Below are 17,061 nucleotides of genomic sequence, written 5' to 3'. Positions count from 1 at the left end.
TTCCGGTGTCAGGAGCCGAGGGTGGTGAGCGTCTGCACGGTGCGGTTGACCCACACCTGCCCGTCCTGGGCCACTTCCCGCAGGTAGTACGCCTGCACAGGGGTGTGGTTCGTCGGCCCGAACTGCCATGCGCCCCGAGGCGAATCAATCGACCCCACCCGCGGCAGCGCCGCCGTGAGCGTCTGCGAGGTCAGCCCGCTGGCCGCCGCACTCGCGGCGTTCGACGCGGTCGGGCTGCTGCTCGCCGCGTTGCCGGGGGCCGGTGCGGTGCCGGTGGGTGTGGTCGCGGGTGCGTCGGGCTGAGCGAGCGCTTCGGCGATGGCCCTGTCCAACACGAGCGCCGCGTCCCACGCGCAGACGTGGTAAAGGTTCGGCAGCTTCCCGTCGTTGGCCGAGGTGAACCGGCGCACGAAGTCACGGTTGGCCGCGTTGTCCAGCGTCGACGAGTAATTGAGCGTGGTGTAGATGCCCTTGGCCTGCTCCTTCAACGCCGCCAGTGGCGCGCCTTCGGTGAGGAAGCCCGAGGCGTACAGCGGCGTGGTGATGCCGTACTGGCGGTACTGCTTGACGAACTCGATCGCGGAGCCGCCGGCGTAGAAGGTGTAGACGGCCGCCGGCTTGGCCTCCTTGATCTTCGTCAGGTACGGGGAGAACTCGGTCGTCGGCGCCGGCGCCCACGGCGTCCACGTCGGCTCCCCGCCCGGGTTCGCCAACTGCCCACCCGCCTTGCGGAAGGCGGTGACGAAGCCACCGATCTGATCACGGCCGCCGATGTAGTCCGGGCCGATCACCCACACCCGCCCGTTGCCGATCGTCGTGCGCAGGTAGCCGGCGATCGACGCGCCGGTCTCCTGGCTCAGCCACGATGTCGACCACAGGTAGGTGGGATCGGCGATCGTGGAGGGCCGCCCACCCATGCCGATCAGCGGCACCTTGGACTCGTTCAGCAGCGGGTACAAGGTCTGCACGGTTTCGGCGGTCCCCCCGCCGACGAGGGCGAGGACTTTATCCTGCTCGATGAGCTTGCGCGCCGACGCGAGGGCGGTGGCCCTGCCGTCGCCCTCGTCGGCCTCGATCACCCGTACGGGTCGACCGCCGAGCTTGCCGCCCAGCTTGTCCAAGGCCAGCCGCCACCCCGCGGCTTGGTCGTCACCGATTGCCTTGTAGGGCCCACTCTTCGGCACGATCAAGCCGATGCGGATCTCGGTGGCGGTGGTGTCCGCGTCGCTGAGACTCGATCCGGCGCAGCCGGCGACAGCGAGCAGGGTGGTGGCAGCGATGGCGGCGGTCGCCGTTCGCCAGCGATGGTGCCGGCGGCCGGTTGGTTGAGGAGTCACGAGAGTCGACGTCCTTCCGTTCGGAGGGGATGGGGCGAGGGCCGTGCGTGGTGCTGGGGTGGTACGACAGAGCTGGCCGAGCGGTGCAGGACGGCCAGGACGGAGGCGGGTTCCGTGGCGTCGCAGGTCAGGACCGGCACCTGCGCGCTGACCTGTAGGGCATCGCGGATCTCGCGGCGGTTGCGAGTGCCGCCGAGCGGCCGGTTGATCGCGACCAGGTACGGCAGGTCACGGGCGTCGAGGTAGTCCATCGCCGGATAGGACACCGGCAGGCGGGTGGTGTCGACCAGCACGACCGCGCTGGTGGCGCCGAGAGCGAGGTGGTCCCACATCCACCACCAGCGCCGCAGCTCCGGCGTCACGTGCAGGATGACGGTGGCGCCGGTGGACAGGGTTGCGTAACCGATCTCTCCGACCTCTCCCGGCTGGCCGGGTAGCGTCGAGCGGCCACGCTGAGCGGCCCGCAGGAAGCAGGACTTGCCCACACCCGCGCCGCCGGTCACCAGCACCTTGACCGTCGGGGCGGCACGTCCGATCACGCCCGAGTCCGCGCTCATGCTCATCGCCGCCCGCACGCCGGCTCAGCCGGCAGTTCGCGGCCCTGGCCTGACCGCGTCGCCGATGCGCGTCGCCATGGTGGCCAGCTCGTAGGCGACCTGGGACGGGTCGCAGTCGTTGCGAGCGAGCGCCGCCAGAGACGACCCGTCAGGCACCTGCTGCACGACGAGGATCCCGTCTCGCATCGTCAGCATCTGGAAGTGCACGCCGCCGGTCTGCAGCAGGTCGGTGGCCCCGCGCGCCAGACTGACCAGGCCGGACACGATCGCCGCGAGTTGGTCACCGCGGTCGGTGTCTAGAGCATCGGTGCTGGCCAGCAGCAGGCCGTCGCCGGATACCGCGACGACGTGAGCCACTGCGGGTATCTGGTTGGCCAGATTGTTCAGAACGGTGGACAGCTGCGCATTTCGAGCAGTAGTGGCGAGGCTCATCGGCGTTCTCCTGTCGAGAGGGGAGGGGTGGACGGCGCGGCTCGCAGGCCGCGCATCGTGCCGGCGACCTGCGCCCGGATCGCCGCCGGGTCGATCTGCACGTGAGGCTCCGAGGGGGTCCGCTGCGCCGGGAGGCCACCGGGGACGACGTGCGCCTGGGGACGACGTTTAGGCAGACCGGAGGGAGTGCGTCCATCGGTTGCTGGTTCGGCGGCGGACGCCGCCGCTTGCCAGCCCGCGTCGGCATCGGTGCTGAAGCCACGCTCGTCGCTGCCAGGCGGCCACAGCCATGGCGACTGGGCTGCCATCGCCTGAAACATCGGTGGATCGGGCGGTCGCGGCGCGCCGACCGGCAATGACATCGGGCCCCGCTGGCGGGGCACGGGCGGCAGCTCCATCGTCGCGTCCGTTTGCGGGGGTGCTGGTGGCGCCGGCACCAACGGGGTCTGCCTGGTCGGACCGGTCCAGCCAGTCCCCGTCCACGGCGCCGCGACCGGATGAGCGGCCGGCGCGGGAGCCGGCCGCGTCGGGCGTTGGATCTGGCTCGGTACGACGATCTCGCGTACGTGCACCCGGGTGACGTATTCGGCCGGCACTATGACCTCGGCGGTGACGCCGGTCGGCTGGGTAGCACCTAGGCGTACCCGCACCCCGAACTCGGCCGCCAGCCGGGAAATCACGACCAAGCCCATCTGGTCAGTGACCGCAACCTCCATCTCCGGACTCGCCAACAGCGCGTTGGCGCGAGCGAGTTGCTCAACCCCCATCCCGAGACCGGAATCGGTAACCAGGATTTGCACGTCATGCCCCGACCACCCCGCGAACACCCGCACCTGCACGGCAGAGAACCGGGTCGCGTTGTCCAGCAGCTCCGCGAGAATCGACTTCACCGCGTCAACCGCACGGGCATCGACCTCGACCTCGACCAGCTGCTCCATCGTGATTCGGACGAAGCCCTCGATCTCCGACAGAGCGGCGTTGACCAAGTCCGCGAGCACCACCGGATGCGGCTGTGACTGGCCGGGGCCACCACCGGCAACGATCAGGAGATTCGCCCCAAAGCGGCGCAGCCGGGTCGCCTGCTGGTCAGCGGCGAACACCCTCGCCAACCGATCCGGGTCTTCCTCATCACGCTCAAGACGATCGATGCTACCGAGCAGTTGATCGGTCAGCGCCTGCACTCGCCGGCCGACAGAGGTGATCATGGCGCTGACTAAGGCGCGTCCCCGTGCCTGCCCCACTGCCGCGTCTACCGCCGCGCCCAACACCAGGTTGAACGCGTTCGCGACCTGCCCGACCTCGTCGTGGCCGACAACGGGCACCGCCACTCCACCGGTGTCGTGGGCCAGCCGCTGTGCCGCCGCCGGATCCGATGTCGCCCGTAACCGCGCCACCAAGGCTGGCAGTTCCACGTCCGCGACGCGGCGCGCGCCCTGCTCCAGCGACGACAACTGTGCAACCAACGAACGGGCCACCCGCACCGCCGTCACCGCAGCGACCAGCAACATCAGCAGCCCGACCGCGGCTTGCACCGCCGCCGCGCGGACCTGGTCCATCCACAGGTCATCAGCAGCAGCCGCGATGTCAGCGTTCACCGCTGCCTGCACCTGGGCCAACAGGTCCGCCCGAGTGGTCATCACCCGGCTCCATTGCTCGGCGCCGCCCGGAAGCCGCACCGGCTCATACACGCCGGTGCCGGAGACCAGCCCGTCTAGGCGCACCGCAGCGAGGACGTCCGCGCCGGTCAACGTCCGCCCTAACCGCGCCTTCCATGACGGGCGCGCCAAGGCGTCGAACTCGCGCAGCGCCTCGTCCTGGCCGGACCGGGCGGCCACAATCTCCGCGTGCAGCGCCGGGGTCAACCGGCGCGCCGCCACGGCCTGCAACACCGCCACCTGCTGCTGACCCACCGCCTCACGGGCCCGCGACACCGCCGCCGACGCCCGCATCTCATCCGCCAACTGCGGTTCGACACCGCTCTGCGCCACCGCCGACAGCAGATCACCGAGATCAGCGAGAACGACCCGGTACCCAAATGCCACGGCGGACAGCGCCGCCGGGCCGTCTCCGCGCACCCGCTGCCGCTGCGCCTGCACGTCCGCCAACCCGGCGTCAGCGCGGGCCAGGACAGCGCGCACACCCCCGGGCGGGTCTTTGAGTTCTCCTCGCAGTACCCGGAATCGGGAGATCGCCTCATCGGCGCGCTGCACGGCCCGCTCGAAATCCGCTGGCGTCACCTTTGACCCCGGCAGCAGCAGACCCACTGCGGTAATCCGCTCCGCCTGCAGTCGCTGAGTTACCTCGGTCGCCGACGCACCGACGGAGAACAAGTCCCCGGCCCCCTCAGCGGCCCCGGCTTCTCCCACAGAGGACCACAGTCCGAAACCCGCCGACACCATCGCGACCAGCACAGTCGGCAGCACGATCAGCGCGGCCTTCCACCGCACCGACATATCCGCCAACCGGCGGCCCACTCTGACCCGTGAGACCCGCATCGCACCGCTACTGGACGCGCTCACACCGCCGCCCGGCTGTCCTTGGATGCGGTCCCGCAGCCACGCCCGCTCCACACCGCGTCGCGCGGCGAGCGCCGCCCGGTCGCCGTAGCAAGCGCCTGCTCGTTGACGGGCATGCCGGCGGAGAGTTGCCGGCCGGTCGATACCAGCAGCTGCGGCGCGATGGCCAAATGCGCCACCAGCGGCGTGATCAGCAGAGGCATGAACCTCCTGGCAACAGGCACGGCGAACCTTCCCTCGGTGAGTTGGTATCGCTGGCTGGTGGGTACAGCGCAGCAGCGGCGATGACGCCGGCATAGAGCGACCTAAGACGAAAGCGATCAATGTCGGCTAGCCCTGCCAAGCGGTTCTGACAATCCGCCGACATTCCCGGCGCCAGCAACATCCGTGGAAGATGAATGTCAGTGGATTGTCGGAGATTGACGACAACCCTTATCGACAGCGCCAGCAACGGCATTTGATGTTCGAGTCGCCGCCCCGTGCACTCAACAGACGATGAGGGACCGCAGCTGCGATGCGGCAACGCGATCCGCTGTATCCACTACCCCTTGGGAGGGCATGCACCATGGCCAGCTCATCCATGGCGGCGGTGCTCTATCGGTCACTGCCACACGTCCGCGACTTTGAACGCGCTGCACCACCTCGGGAGCCAGTCAGCACTGCGGCGCGCCTCGACGTCGCCCTCACTCTGCTTGTAATAGCCACCGCGCGTGCGCTACACGCAGGCGCGCGGTGAAAAGCGCGATGCTCGACGAGCGCATCCTCACCCAGCTCCGAGGCGACCTGCTCGCCGCATCCCGACGAGTACCGACGCGACGACACATCATCCAGACGTGCGAGCTGTCCTCGGTAGAACGCTGGGTCTTTTCCGATGACAGCAGCCTGATCTGCAAGCTCGCCACCGCACCGTTCACCGACGAAGCGACCGTCCTTCGTGCGCTCCACAACCAGCAAGCCCCGGTCCCGCTGCTGAACGGCTACACGATGCGCCCCGACGGTCTGGGCATGCTGATCGAAGACCTTGGCGAGCCGAGCCGGACCGCGACGTTCGCGGAGGCTGCCGCCGCGGCCCGGTGGGTTCACGCCACTGCTGGCCTCCCCAACCTCCCGACCTTCGACGAAGCGGGCCTTGCGCGGCTGCCAGAGCAAGGACTCGACGCGTTGAACGAGCTCCGTCGGCAAGGGCGCTTCACCCACGACGCGGCAGGGATCGAGGTGGCGCTGCAGCGACTCGCTGCCGCCGCACGACACAGGGCCGACGGTGCCGAGCGATCACCGTTCGGGCTGTGCCACGGCGAGTTCCACCGCACGTCGCTGCACGTCAGCCGCGTCGGGTGCCGCCTCATCGACTGGGCCAAGGCATTTACCGGACCGGGCCTACTCGACTTGGCCACCTGGTTCGGCACCCGTACACCTACCGAACCGCGACTCCTCACCAGACTCATTCACGCCTACGTCGCCGCAGGCGGCAATCCCGACGCGGAAGCTGACCGGGGCGGGCTTCCCGCTGCCCGATGGGCGCTGGGCTGGCACCGGGTGTGGGCAGCCTGCTGGATGCTCACTACCGCCGCCGCTGGCCACTACCAAGCTTCCGCCGATCGGCACCATACCCAAGTCGTCCTCCGGCAACTCCGAGCCGCGGTGGACCTACTCGGAGCACCGCCGCTCATCAGCACCAACTGCCCATCACCTACCGCAGGAAGATCCTCGTGAAGCGCCTCGTCGTCGACACCCGCGCCTCGTCCTGCTACTGCCGCACACGTCCGTGGGCGGCGGACGGCCGCAAAGCGCTGGTGCAGATGAATGCCAATCGCGTCGTGACCGGTCGCTTCGCGGACAAACTCCACCTCGTCCGGACCCGCTTTCCCGATGACGAGCTGCCGCTAGGAGGCTGCGACGCCGACGAGCTGATCTTCGTCTTCGTCGACGGGCAGGTTGCGATCCGCCCGTACCTAGTGTTCGCCGCCCGCACGCCCGCCTCCCAACACCACGACACCGAGTTCCCGGTTGGCAGCATCCTCGACACGGACCTCACGCCCGGGCCTAGCCGGTACGATTTCCACACCCGCTACCAGCCCGGCGGCAACCGGACCTGCGGCTCCTGCACGCGAAGCGGGCAGTGCGGAAAGAGCTGTCCCGCAGCGGTCGTCGCGTCAGGCGGGCGTATTGGTGACGTCGACAGCAAACAGTGCCCGTCACCGAATCAGGCGGCCGCAGCCTGCTTCCGCTCGCCGCCGGCGTGAGGTGATCAGCCTGTTCATCGCCATCGAAGGTCCCAACGGAGTTGGCAAGAGCACCGTCGCCCGACTCCTCGCCGACTGTATCGCCGGTCTCGGCCCCGCCGGTGTGCACCTCACCGCGGAGCCGACTCGCACCCCGCTGGGCCAGCTCCTGTGCCGGCAGGAGGACTTCCTCCACGGCAAAGCCCTCGCCCTCGCCCTCGCCGCCGACCGCGCCGCACATATCGAGAGCGAGATCATCCCTCGCCTCGACGACGGTTTCCACGTCGTCACCAATCGGTACGTCGCGTCGTCGCTAGTCCTACAACGCATTGACGGCCTCGACCTCGCCGAGATTTGGTCCTACAACCGCTATGTCCTGCCCGCCACCGTCATCTACCTCGAAGACGACCCCGACGTCATCCGCGCCCGACTCGCCGCCCGACCGCACCTGACCCGTCTCCAACGCGCCTGTTCACCCGAGAAGGAGCTCGCGCTCTACCGCGATGCCGCAACCCATCTGCACCGGCAGCAGTGGCGCCAACACGTCGTCGTCTGCCACGGCCTCACCCCCGAGCAGGTCGTGGACACTATCCTCGGCCTGCTACCCGCCGACGGCCCCTGACCAGCGAGGCTCCGCCGTGCTGTCCATCCTGACGATCAACGTGCAGGCCGCCGCGCTCGCACGCGCGCAGAACCTGCTGCCCTGGCTACTCCAGCGCGACGACCACCTGGTCATCCTGACCGAAACCAGCAACGGACCCGGCACCCGGCATCTACTCACCGGCCTTCGCGCGGCCGGGATGTCCGTCACCCACCAGCCCTCACTCGACGGCGACCGCGGCTGCGCTATCGCCAGCCGCATCCCGACCCGGCCCGCCCCAGACCTCAACGCCGGAATCAGCCTGCCCGGCCGCGCCCCCGCCGTCACCCTCGACACCCACCCCGACGTCACGATCCTCGGCCTCTACGTCCCCTCCAGCGACCGAGCGCCAGCCAAACTCGCCAAGAAACGAGCCTTCCTCACCACCGCCAGCGACGCCGTTACTCGGCTATCAGCCGACGACTGCGCACACCTGGTCGTCAGCGGGGACTACAACGTCATCAGCCGCGACCACCAACCCCGCTACCCCGGCTTCCAATCCTTCGAGTACGAGTTCCTCAACGCCCTCGACGCACTTGGGCTCGCCGACGTCCACCGGACCCTGCACCCGGACGTGCAGGCGTACAGCTGGATCGGTAGAAACGGCAGCGGCTACCGCTTCGACTATCTCCACGCCGGCGCCGCGCTCATGCCTACGGTGGTGTCCAGCACCTACCTACACCAGCCCCGCCAGGCGATGCTCACCGACCATGCGGCACTCACCGCCTGCCTCAACGTCACGCCGCACGCCGTTGCCGAGCGGTTAACTACTGCCGTGTCAGCACTGTTCTGAACAGTGTCGGCCTCGAATAATGCCTGCGGTCCCGCCGAGTCTGCTTCCCGCCTGCTGCGGATATGGAGCAGAGCGGAAGGCGGGCTGCGTCTCGTGAACCCGGACTTCCCTGGCACGTTTCTTTACGGAATCCAGCTAGAGTCGTGACGTTAGGTCACCTCAATGCCCATGGTCTTCTTAGCTGTCCCGCTCGTCTTCCTCGGAGCGTGATCGTGTCCGTTGCCCCGCCGCCGGAGCTCGCCCAATCCCGGGCTGCCCTCGGCAGAAGACTCGCCGAGGCGCGCAAGTCCGCCGGCTACACGCAAGAGACGCTGGCACCGCTGACGCACTACGGCCGCAGCACGATCGCGAACGTGGAGCGCGGTCGCCAGAGCATCGGCCGAGACTTCTGGGTTCGGTGCGACGAAATCCTGCATACCGGCGGTGTGCTCGCAGCGGAGTACGACCGGCTTCGAGTATTGGTAACGCGCAGCACCGCAGGACATCTCGACGGTGGACGGGCACGCGGGGCTACGTTCGCCACGCGCACAGAAACACCCGTGCCAACGGCGCTCTCCTTGCTCGCGCCCCAGGCAGCAAATGGCGATCTTGCCCCCCAGACGTACGTCGTTGACCTGTGGGCACCTGCCGGCAGGTTCTTCCCTGGACTGGCGATACCGGCCTACGTTCATCCTGCTGTGGCCGAGGACGGCCGAGTTCTCGCGGCGGTACCGGCCGGCTACTGCGACGATCGGCTCTTGCGCACGCCGCGACGGAGTCTGGTAGTAGGGCGGATCGAAACCGATCAGGGTGCCCAACTGTTCGGCTTGGACGCCCGTCACGCCCGCCAACGCCTCGCCCCGGCGGCCCCTGACGCGCGGCTCGTCATCCCGCAGGCATACCAGCTCGACGAACTGGTCCTCGCACTGTTGTGGGCTGTGGCGAACCTTGACGAAGCGCTGCTGGCCGACGATGCGCGTATTGAGCAGGCCACCGCTGAACTGGCCTCCTACGAGCAGATGAGCCGATCCGCTGTCAGCCACGATCTTGCCGCGGATCTCAGCGACGTCGGCAGGATGTGGCTTGGGTCGGTTTTCTGCGCCGGACACATCCACCGACACGCCGACGCCCTCACCTCGACCCCGGCCTACTGGACCCGCGAACAGCGTGGCGAGGAAGCCAGCACCTGGCTGCTGTTCGCCCATAAGCAGAGGTATCTGGACCTCACCGCCGCGCGCGCCGGAAGTCACCGCATCATCCGCGCGTTCTGCATCCCTCGCGCGGCAGTCGACGCCTCCCCTCGCGGCGAGCGGATCCTCCTGCTGTTGGCGGTGACCCTGATGGAGTCATACGGAATCGAAGTCGTCATCACCGACGAGCCGGAGTACGCAGGCACACCCGGCTTCGTGACTGATAGCGACCGTCACGCGGTGCTCGCCAACTGGGTCGGCGCCCAAGGCATCTGGCACGTCGACGTCACCGACGACCACCGCACCGTGCGCCAGTACGGCGCGGCCATCAACCACGCCAGCGGCCGGTCGGTTATCGCCGCGGCGTCTCCGCCCGCACGCCTGCGTGTCCTGGCCGAATACCTGGATCTGAACTGGGAGACGCTCGCCAGTCGTTGCCGAGACCTCGCCGACCAGGGGTGCGCCGCCGTTGTGCAACCCCGCAGCCGACATCTGTCTACCGCCGGCATCGACCGCGCCTGCCGCTACCTCGCCGACGCCGCTGCATTGACCGACTAGTCTTCCGACAGCAATGATCGTCGCCGTCGGGAGGCCAGAACATTGTCATCGGGGAAGCGAGTATCGCCGCGGGTGACGGTCTTCGGGCTTGGCGGCACTATCGCCATGACCACCTCAGAGGGCGGCGGCGTCGTCCCCGCACTGACCGCCGGTGATCTTGTAGCCGCTGTGCCCGGCCTTGCCGATACCGGCATCGCGGTCGACGTCGTCAACTTCCGTAGCCGCCCCGGCGCCTCCCTGACATTCGCCGACCTGGCTGACCTGGCCCGGAGCGTCCACCAGGCCGCCGCAGGCACCGCCGGCATCATCATCACCCAGGGCACGGACACCCTCGAAGAAACCGCCTACTACCTGCATCTCCTGCACACCGGACCGCAGCCCATCGTCGTCACCGGTGCCATGCGCAACCCCACCCTCGCCGGTCCAGACGGGCCCGCCAACCTCCTCGCCGCCACCAGGGTCGCTGCCAGCCCTCATGCCCGAGACCGGGGCGCTCTCGTCGTCATGGCCGACGAGATCCACGCCGCCGACCGTGTCCGGAAAACGCACTCCGTCAGCACTCAGGCGTTCACCTCACCCAACGGCGGCCCACTCGGCTACGTCGTGGAAGGCGAACCCCGCTTCATCAGCCGCACCACCCCCCGCCACGCTGTACCGACACCCGTACGCCAGCCGCGGGTAGGCCTCTACACCGCCACAGTCGGCGACGACGCGACTTACCTGTCCGCAACGGCAGCCCACTTTGACGGCCTCGTCATCGCTGGCTTCGGCGTCGGGCACGTCCCGGACACCTGGGTCTCCACTCTCACTGCGCTCGCCCAGCAGATCCCCGTGGTCCTCGCCTCCCGCATCGGTGCGGGACCTGTGCTCACCAGAACCTACGGCTTCCCGGGCTCCGAGCGGGATCTCACCGAACGCGGACTCATTCCTGCAGGCTTCCTCGACCCCTACAAGGCCCGGATCCTGCTTCATCTCACCCTTGCCGCAGGCGCCACCGCCCACGAAACGGCAGCGGCCTTTCGCGCCGTGGCCTACCCCGGCGAGCCGTGGCCATGGCCGCAGCAGCCGGCCACCAACGCCCCGACCGTCTGAAGGAGCCCTCTTGCGCAGCCGCGAAGTCGTCCCCGGACGTACCATCGTCGCCGTCTTCGACCACGGGGAAGACTTCTACGACGCCCTCGACCGCACCTGCCGCACCCATGACATCCGCCAGGGCTACATCCCTACGTTTATTGCGGGCCTCGCCACCGCGGACATCGTTGGCACCTGCGAACGCCTCGACAACCCCGACGCCCCCGTGTGGACCAAAGTCCACCTGACCAATATCGAGGCCCTCGGCGGCGGCACCCTCGCCTACAACCTCGACACCGACACCATCGAGCCGCATATCCACCTCACCGTCGGCTTGAAAGCTCACAGCGCCACCGCCCACACCAGCCATCTGCTCGCCGCGACCGTTCAATTCCTCACCGAAATGATCATCGTGGAGATTGTCCAGCCAACGATGACGCGCGTCCGTCAAGCCGATCTCTACGGAGTGCCACTCCTACAGTTCCCCTGAAGACGATCGATCGCGGCGGCGTAACGAAAACCTATTTGACGTACCTGATCAGAGGGTGTGGCAGCGCATCGGTGACGTGACCCAGGACGGCGCGTCGACGACCGCTTCACCCCTCCAGCAGTTCATGCAATCGGGCGAACGACCGAGACAGGCTGTCCAGCACCGCCGCACCCTTGGCCGCGCTGCCCATCGACGGCCGCCCAATAGTCCCGGACGACGTGTACGCACGCATCCCAACCGTGAGCAAATCAGGCCGGTCATCCGCCAAATGGTCAGCCGCCTGGTATCCCTCGCGCAGTAGCTGCGGCGCCCCGTGCAGCAGCAAGGAGACCTCAAGCTCCCCACCATGCATGTCGTCATGAGAAGTGGCCTCACACCCCGCCTCGACCCGCGCGGTGCTCCAGTCCTCAGCGGCAGGGAACAATGCCATCCGCCGCCGAACCGTCGTGGCCTGCTGAACAGCGTTACGAAGGACGTAATTCCCGCCGTGCCCGTTCACAATCACCAATTTCTCCACGCCCGACGCCCGCAGGGACTCGTCAACATCCTCGATCACCGCAAGCAACGTGCGGGCACTAATACTCACCGTCCCGGCGAACCCCGCATGCTCGTGGGAACACGAAATCGTCAGCGGAGGAAGCAAGAACACCGGATAGTCCTCAGCAACGCGCCTAGCCACCAGACACGCAACGACCGTGTCCGTGATCAAGGGCAGGAAATCGCCGTGCTGCTCAAAGCTGCCCACCGGCAACACCGCCGTCCGCGCAGCACGGACACGCTCGTCGCCAGACGTCGCGATCGGAAGCAGAAAGGCCACCCGGACAGCCTGCCACGACCGGCGACGGCCTCGTCCGCCCGCCGCAGCAATCTCCCGGGTAGGCCCTTCAGACTCCGCACTCCCCAACATCGCAATCTTCTGCCGGCCAACAATGCCGAGGTACGTCAGCTCGTCCCGGCGGACCTGTCGGAGGTGCTGTGCGTGGACGCATGGCACCGCGCCGGTCTACGAGTCCGGTCAGAAGCCCTGACGACGGGTGGCATGACCGCAGCCAGCGGTAGCGACGCGACTCACCGCAACGAGCGGACGCGCGCATCCCTACGATGATGTAGCCCGCTCTCGCTCTCGCAGGGTGTCGAGGATGTCATCGCGAAACGAGGCGTGACACAGATGATCGCCTAGCAGGCAGCCGGCGACCCGCCCGAACTCAACAGCGAACTGGCGGCTGCCACCACCGTCGGTGGGTCGAGACTGTCGAGTACCAGGTCAGGTTCGTAGAATGCCAGCTCTTGGCACCCAACTCGGTGAGCGACGACAGCGACACGGAAGCCGGCGTGACGTGCGCAAGCGATATCGTTGGGCGCATCCCCGATGACGATCACTCGCGCAGAATCGAGCGGATCACCGTAGATCGCGGAGTAGCGCTGAGCTACGACCGCCGGTAGCTGAAAGCGATCTCGAGCGTCCGATCCGAACCCGCCGATGCGAAGATCAAGAAACTCATCCAAGCCCGCCACGTCCAGCTTCACCTCGGCGGCCGAACGCAGATTGCCGGTCAGCACGGTCTGAACGAAGCCACGCTTGTGCAACTCCGCGATGCTCGCCGCAGCACCTGGATACGGCGGCTGGACCTCAGCCAACTCCTGCCGACCCTCCTGCATAACTGCGGCAATGGCCTGCCGGAAGGTGGGTATACCCGCCTCTGCGGCTGACAGGTCCACGCCCGAAGCGATCGCCGTGTCGACGGCGATCGACTCGTCCGTATACCCATGCACCTTCTTGTCAGGGAAGACAACCTGGGACTGCGCGATGCCGTACGCCCGAGCGATCGCACGCGTCAGCCAGCGCAAGTCCGCAGGGATGAGCGTCCCGTCAACGTCCCAGATGACCAAGCCGGCGCTGCTGTGGTTCATTGCAGGATCGTCGCACGTCCAGCGCAATGTCCTCGCGGCGACGACGGTGCTTACTGCCCCCATATGCGCGATACGCCGGGTTCGCCCTCGCGGTGACGTCGGTAGATGGTTACCGCTACCTGATACAGGAGCGCCCGGCGTAGCCCCTGCATGGAATCCAACGACGCGACCATCGCCACCTTCACAACACCGCCTACGATCCACCGCCCCGGTGAAGCGGGGTCACCGTGGCGTAACGACCGCGTGCTGAAGCACCAGGATGATCGTCGACTCTCATCGGTGGGGAGCGAAGGATCTGTGCAAATCGGGAGCGGACGTCCTGGTCGGCTAGCTTGAGCGCGTCGTTTAGGGCCGCCTGCATGGCGAGGCTAGGGACGTCGGCGCCGTGTTCGACGACCGGTTCTTGCTTCCGGCGTCGACCCAGGTCTTGGCCAAGGTCAGGTAGGCGTGGTGGCCTGGTCGAGTAGGTCCATGCCGCTGGCGCTGGCGCTGGCGGCGGTGACGGTGACGGCGAGGAGCAGGCCGTGGGTGCCGTTGATGATGCCGCGTTTGCGGCCAACGATCTTCTCTGCGGCGTCGGTGCCCTGGGTGGACAGACCCGTTTGGTTGCGGCAGCCCTTGGTGGCACTGCCGCGTTTGTCAGGGGCGAGCAGGCCACCCGGACGGTTGCGGTCAGCCTGAGGTTCCGTTGGTAGTTCGTCTTGTGATCAGGCAGTCACGCTGGCATGCTGGCGTGGCATTCCGGCAAACCGGACCGCCGGATCGTCCTGTTCGGCAGAACGCAGGCCGAGGTCCAGCAGACCCGGGATGAGGGTGGCAGCGATCTTGCAGGGCCGCCCGACAGGACTGCCAGCAAGTTTCGACGGGGCGGTGATGGGTTGGCACTGAAGTCGGGTGCGCCAGATGGCCCCAACACCCTGCTCAGCGACGCCCGCCGCCGGCTTCTGTCCCCGAGCGGTTCAGGCCGACGGATGTCCCGGCAGGAAGTCGCCGAGGCAGTCAACAGCTACCTGTGGGGCACCTACGGCACGAGAACCAGCATGGACGCCAACCACGTCGGAAAGCTTGAGCGAGGCGAACACCGCTGGCCCAAGCCCACAACCCGGGAGGCATTCCGTGCGGTGCTAAAGGCATCACGGGACGCTGACCTCGGCTTCTACATCACCCGTGGCCAACGCCATTCTGATCCCGTTGCGCACCAGATGCCCCCTGGCGCGATGCCCACCCTCGAGGATGATCACGCTGGCGAGTCGCTGACCGGCAGGGAGATCACGGACACTGGCGACATGAACCGCCGCGAGTTGCTACGCCTGCTGAGCCTGACAGGTGCGCTGTTGGCCGCGCCCGTTCCGGGCAGCCAGCTCGACTGGGCGCGCATCGAATCCTCCAGTGACGGGAACAAGCGACTCGACCCAGCAACCCTCGACGAGTACGAGGGGCTGAACGCCCAGCTGTGGGCGGCCTTCGGCGCAGCCGAGTCCAAGGCAGCAGTATCACCGCTGGTCAACCGTCAGCTGACGACGCTCACGGCGAACCTACGTCGCCTCCACACGACACCCGTACACCGCAGGCTTTGCGGGATCACCGCCGACCTGCTCCAGCTTGCCGGCGAGGTCGCCTTTGACGCGAACGCGTACAGCGAGGCCGCGCACTGCTACACCCTGGCAGCGACCGCCGCCCGAGAAGCCGCTGCCTACGACCTCTGGGCATGCGCGATGATCCGGCACGCCTTCATCAGCGTCTACGAGCGCGACTTTCGGCACGCCGCACCGATGCTGGACGTTGCCGCCGGCCTGGCCCAGAACGGCGACAGCGCGCTGTCGACCCGGCACTGGGCACACACCGTGCGGGCACAGGCTCTCGCGGGCCTCGGCGACCTCGGCGGATGCCGGCGGGCGCTCGACCAAGCCGAAGAGGTCAACCACCTGCCCGGCCAGGTGCACAACAGCGGATGGTTGCGCTTCGACGGCTCCCGGCTCGCCGAGGAACGCGGAGCCTGCTACGTCGAGTTGAGGCGCCCAGACCTGGCCGAGCCGGTGCTGTCCGGCGCTCTGTCGCAAAGCCTCTCCACACGACGACGCGGAACCGTTCTGACGGACCTCGCCTTGGTCGGAGTTCACCGTAGCGACGTACACCAGATCGTGCTCTACGGCAGCGCCGCCCTCGATACTGCCCGCCAAAGCGGCTCGGGCGTAGTCGGCTCCAAACTAAACCAACTACACCATCACTTGCAGCCGTTCCTTGCCGACACGCACGTGCGGCATCTCAACAGCCAGATCAGTGCTCTGATAAAGGCAGGGAACTGACATGACCAGAGGGAGGACCAGCGTGCAGGTCGAAGAACCGGGGCGCGTGTTCCGCGAGGCATGGATTACGGGAGTTCGTAAGCACTACCCGGGAGAACCGAAACCGGGCTACGTCACGCCCTGGGAAGACACGCCCGGATGGGAACGGGTGAGTGCCGCTGCGGTGTATGAGCAGGTCCGCCAGTTCATCGAGGCAGCCGACGGCGCGACGGCGAGGCTGACCCGTGAACAAAAAGGACGCTTCGTTGCCCTGTGCTGGATTGCTCAGATATTCAAGCACTTTCCGAACCCGAAGGCTTCCTACGTGGCCGACTGGTCAGACATGCCGGAGTGGCAGCGAGAGACGGACTCGGACATCTTCGAACACATCGAGCAGACGCTCGTCTCGACGCGCTGAGCGAAAGACAAGTCGACAGGAGCGCGCACTTCTCACTCCCATGCCCGCCGTCCGGATGCTTCTGAGTCAGCGCGAGGTCGGCGGGCGGGGCACATAGACCAGCATGATCAGCGCATGCAAGCGGTGACACTCATGTCGGCCGAGGTCAGCGCGGCGCGCCCGGAAAGCCGGGTGCGCCGACGAGACAGCAGCTCAGTGTGCGTCAAACTCACCGTCGCGGATGCCGTTGGTGAACGCCGTCCACTCACCCCGGGTGAACCCCAGCACTGGTCCCGTCTGGTCCTTCGAGTCCCGCATCCCCACGGTGCCGTCGAGCGCGACGGCGACCTCGATGCAGTTGTCGCCACCGCCGGAGCGGCTGGACTTCCGCCAGTTGGTGAACTTCTCGGGGGGCATGGTCATCTCCTGGTGTAGTCGGGCAGTTCCTCCGCCACGCTGGCGAGGAAGTCGAGGCTGTCGGCGGGGCTGAGGGCCGCGGATCGCAGGCGCTCATACAGAGAGGCGTAGTTGGCAACTTCGTCCGGGTCGGTGAGAACGAGGTCGCTGGTGATGGTGTCGACCGCGACGATCACTGGATCGCTCGGGTCGGGGTATCGGTAGCTGAAGTACGAAGATCGGGGTACCGCGTTGCCAGCGATTCGCGCGGTCAGCCGCAGTACCCG

At 67.5% G+C, this 17,061-nt stretch carries 17 protein-coding genes and 1 pseudogene; 9 read left to right on the top strand and 9 right to left on the bottom strand.

The features are described 5' to 3' along the window. Positions 1–8 precede the first annotated feature (8 nt). From AB0C20_RS10850 to AB0C20_RS10835, 4 genes are read right to left on the bottom strand one after another with little or no spacing between them, the layout of a single operon-like run. Positions 9–1,337 carry an ABC transporter substrate-binding protein gene (locus tag AB0C20_RS10850; RefSeq protein ID WP_357567800.1) on the bottom strand — a complete coding sequence of 443 codons (1,329 nt, stop codon included), beginning with the start codon at positions 1,335–1,337 and terminating at the stop codon, positions 9–11. Beyond that, entirely contained in the window at positions 1,334–1,894 is a 561-nt protein-coding gene (locus AB0C20_RS10845) for a hypothetical protein (protein WP_357567799.1), read from the bottom strand. Before AB0C20_RS10845 ends, AB0C20_RS10850 begins: the two co-directional genes overlap by 4 nt. Before the next feature lie 24 nt (positions 1,895–1,918). Next, positions 1,919–2,326, bottom strand: a complete 408-nt coding sequence (locus tag AB0C20_RS10840; protein WP_203147233.1) for a roadblock/LC7 domain-containing protein — start codon at positions 2,324–2,326, stop codon at positions 1,919–1,921. After that, positions 2,323–4,821: a nitrate- and nitrite sensing domain-containing protein gene (locus AB0C20_RS10835; RefSeq protein WP_357567828.1), complete on the bottom strand. Its 2,499-nt coding sequence runs from the start codon at positions 4,819–4,821 to the stop codon at positions 2,323–2,325. Before AB0C20_RS10835 ends, AB0C20_RS10840 begins: the two co-directional genes overlap by 4 nt. 753 nt (positions 4,822–5,574) lie before the next feature. On the opposite strand from AB0C20_RS10835, the gene AB0C20_RS10830 reads away from it, so the two are divergent. The 7 genes from AB0C20_RS10830 (at position 5,575) to AB0C20_RS10800 (ending at position 11,785) form a co-directional block, all read left to right on the top strand. Further along, a complete protein-coding gene (locus AB0C20_RS10830) occupies positions 5,575–6,555 on the top strand; it encodes an aminoglycoside phosphotransferase (RefSeq protein ID WP_357567798.1) in 981 nt (326 codons plus the stop codon). After that, positions 6,552–7,085 carry a hypothetical protein gene (locus AB0C20_RS10825; protein ID WP_357567797.1) on the top strand — a complete coding sequence of 178 codons (534 nt, stop codon included), beginning with the start codon at positions 6,552–6,554 and terminating at the stop codon, positions 7,083–7,085. The genes AB0C20_RS10830 and AB0C20_RS10825 overlap by 4 nt, the downstream gene beginning before the upstream one ends. Before the next feature lies 1 nt (position 7,086). Further along, positions 7,087–7,686: a dTMP kinase gene (gene tmk, locus AB0C20_RS10820; RefSeq protein ID WP_357567796.1), complete on the top strand. Its 600-nt coding sequence runs from the start codon at positions 7,087–7,089 to the stop codon at positions 7,684–7,686. A gap of 16 nt (positions 7,687–7,702) precedes the next feature. Continuing rightward, positions 7,703–8,497: an endonuclease/exonuclease/phosphatase family protein gene (locus tag AB0C20_RS10815; protein WP_357567795.1), complete on the top strand. Its 795-nt coding sequence runs from the start codon at positions 7,703–7,705 to the stop codon at positions 8,495–8,497. Between the two features lie 206 nt (positions 8,498–8,703). After that, on the top strand, positions 8,704–10,224 hold the full coding sequence (locus AB0C20_RS10810) for a helix-turn-helix transcriptional regulator (protein WP_357567794.1): 1,521 nt from the start codon (positions 8,704–8,706) through the stop codon (positions 10,222–10,224). Between the two features lie 72 nt (positions 10,225–10,296). After that, positions 10,297–11,316, top strand: a complete 1,020-nt coding sequence (locus AB0C20_RS10805; protein ID WP_357567793.1) for an asparaginase — start codon at positions 10,297–10,299, stop codon at positions 11,314–11,316. Between the two features lie 10 nt (positions 11,317–11,326). Beyond that, the gene (locus tag AB0C20_RS10800; RefSeq protein ID WP_357567792.1) at positions 11,327–11,785 is read left to right on the top strand and encodes a DUF296 domain-containing protein; all 459 of its coding nucleotides are present in this window, start codon (positions 11,327–11,329) and stop codon (positions 11,783–11,785) included. 106 nt (positions 11,786–11,891) lie between these two features. Here AB0C20_RS10800 and AB0C20_RS10795 read toward each other — a convergent pair whose 3' ends face one another. The 3 genes and pseudogenes from AB0C20_RS10795 to AB0C20_RS10785 all read right to left on the bottom strand — a co-directional run. After that, positions 11,892–12,602, bottom strand: coding sequence for a creatininase family protein (locus tag AB0C20_RS10795; protein WP_357567791.1), 711 nt, complete (start codon positions 12,600–12,602; stop codon positions 11,892–11,894). Positions 12,603–12,961: 359 nt separating this feature from the next. Further along, positions 12,962–13,696, bottom strand: coding sequence for a haloacid dehalogenase-like hydrolase (locus AB0C20_RS10790; protein WP_357567790.1), 735 nt, complete (start codon positions 13,694–13,696; stop codon positions 12,962–12,964). A gap of 379 nt (positions 13,697–14,075) precedes the next feature. Beyond that, positions 14,076–14,292: pseudogene (locus AB0C20_RS10785) on the bottom strand (IS5/IS1182 family transposase); the annotation flags it as partial. Between the two features lie 375 nt (positions 14,293–14,667). Here AB0C20_RS10785 and AB0C20_RS10780 point away from each other — a divergent pair. Together AB0C20_RS10780 and AB0C20_RS10775 are read left to right on the top strand one after the other, a co-directional pair. After that, entirely contained in the window at positions 14,668–16,002 is a 1,335-nt protein-coding gene (locus tag AB0C20_RS10780; protein ID WP_357567827.1) for a transcriptional regulator, read from the top strand. A gap of 1 nt (position 16,003) precedes the next feature. After that, positions 16,004–16,399 carry a hypothetical protein gene (locus tag AB0C20_RS10775; protein WP_357567789.1) on the top strand — a complete coding sequence of 132 codons (396 nt, stop codon included), beginning with the start codon at positions 16,004–16,006 and terminating at the stop codon, positions 16,397–16,399. A gap of 192 nt (positions 16,400–16,591) precedes the next feature. Here the strand turns inward: AB0C20_RS10775 and AB0C20_RS10770 are convergent, their stop codons facing one another. Then, on the bottom strand, positions 16,592–16,801 hold the full coding sequence (locus tag AB0C20_RS10770; protein WP_357567788.1) for a DUF397 domain-containing protein: 210 nt from the start codon (positions 16,799–16,801) through the stop codon (positions 16,592–16,594). Then, positions 16,798–17,061: Scr1 family TA system antitoxin-like transcriptional regulator (locus AB0C20_RS10765; RefSeq protein ID WP_357567787.1), on the bottom strand; the 264-nt coding region annotated here is incomplete at its 5' end. The genes AB0C20_RS10770 and AB0C20_RS10765, both read right to left, overlap by 4 nt.

Source organism: Micromonospora sp. NPDC048843 (assembly GCF_040649965.1).
In the GTDB taxonomy this organism is placed as follows: Bacteria; Actinomycetota; Actinomycetes; order Mycobacteriales; family Micromonosporaceae; genus Micromonospora; species Micromonospora hortensis.
The sequence above is the reverse complement of the archived record's forward strand: the minus strand, read 5'-3'. Positions and strand labels throughout refer to the sequence as shown.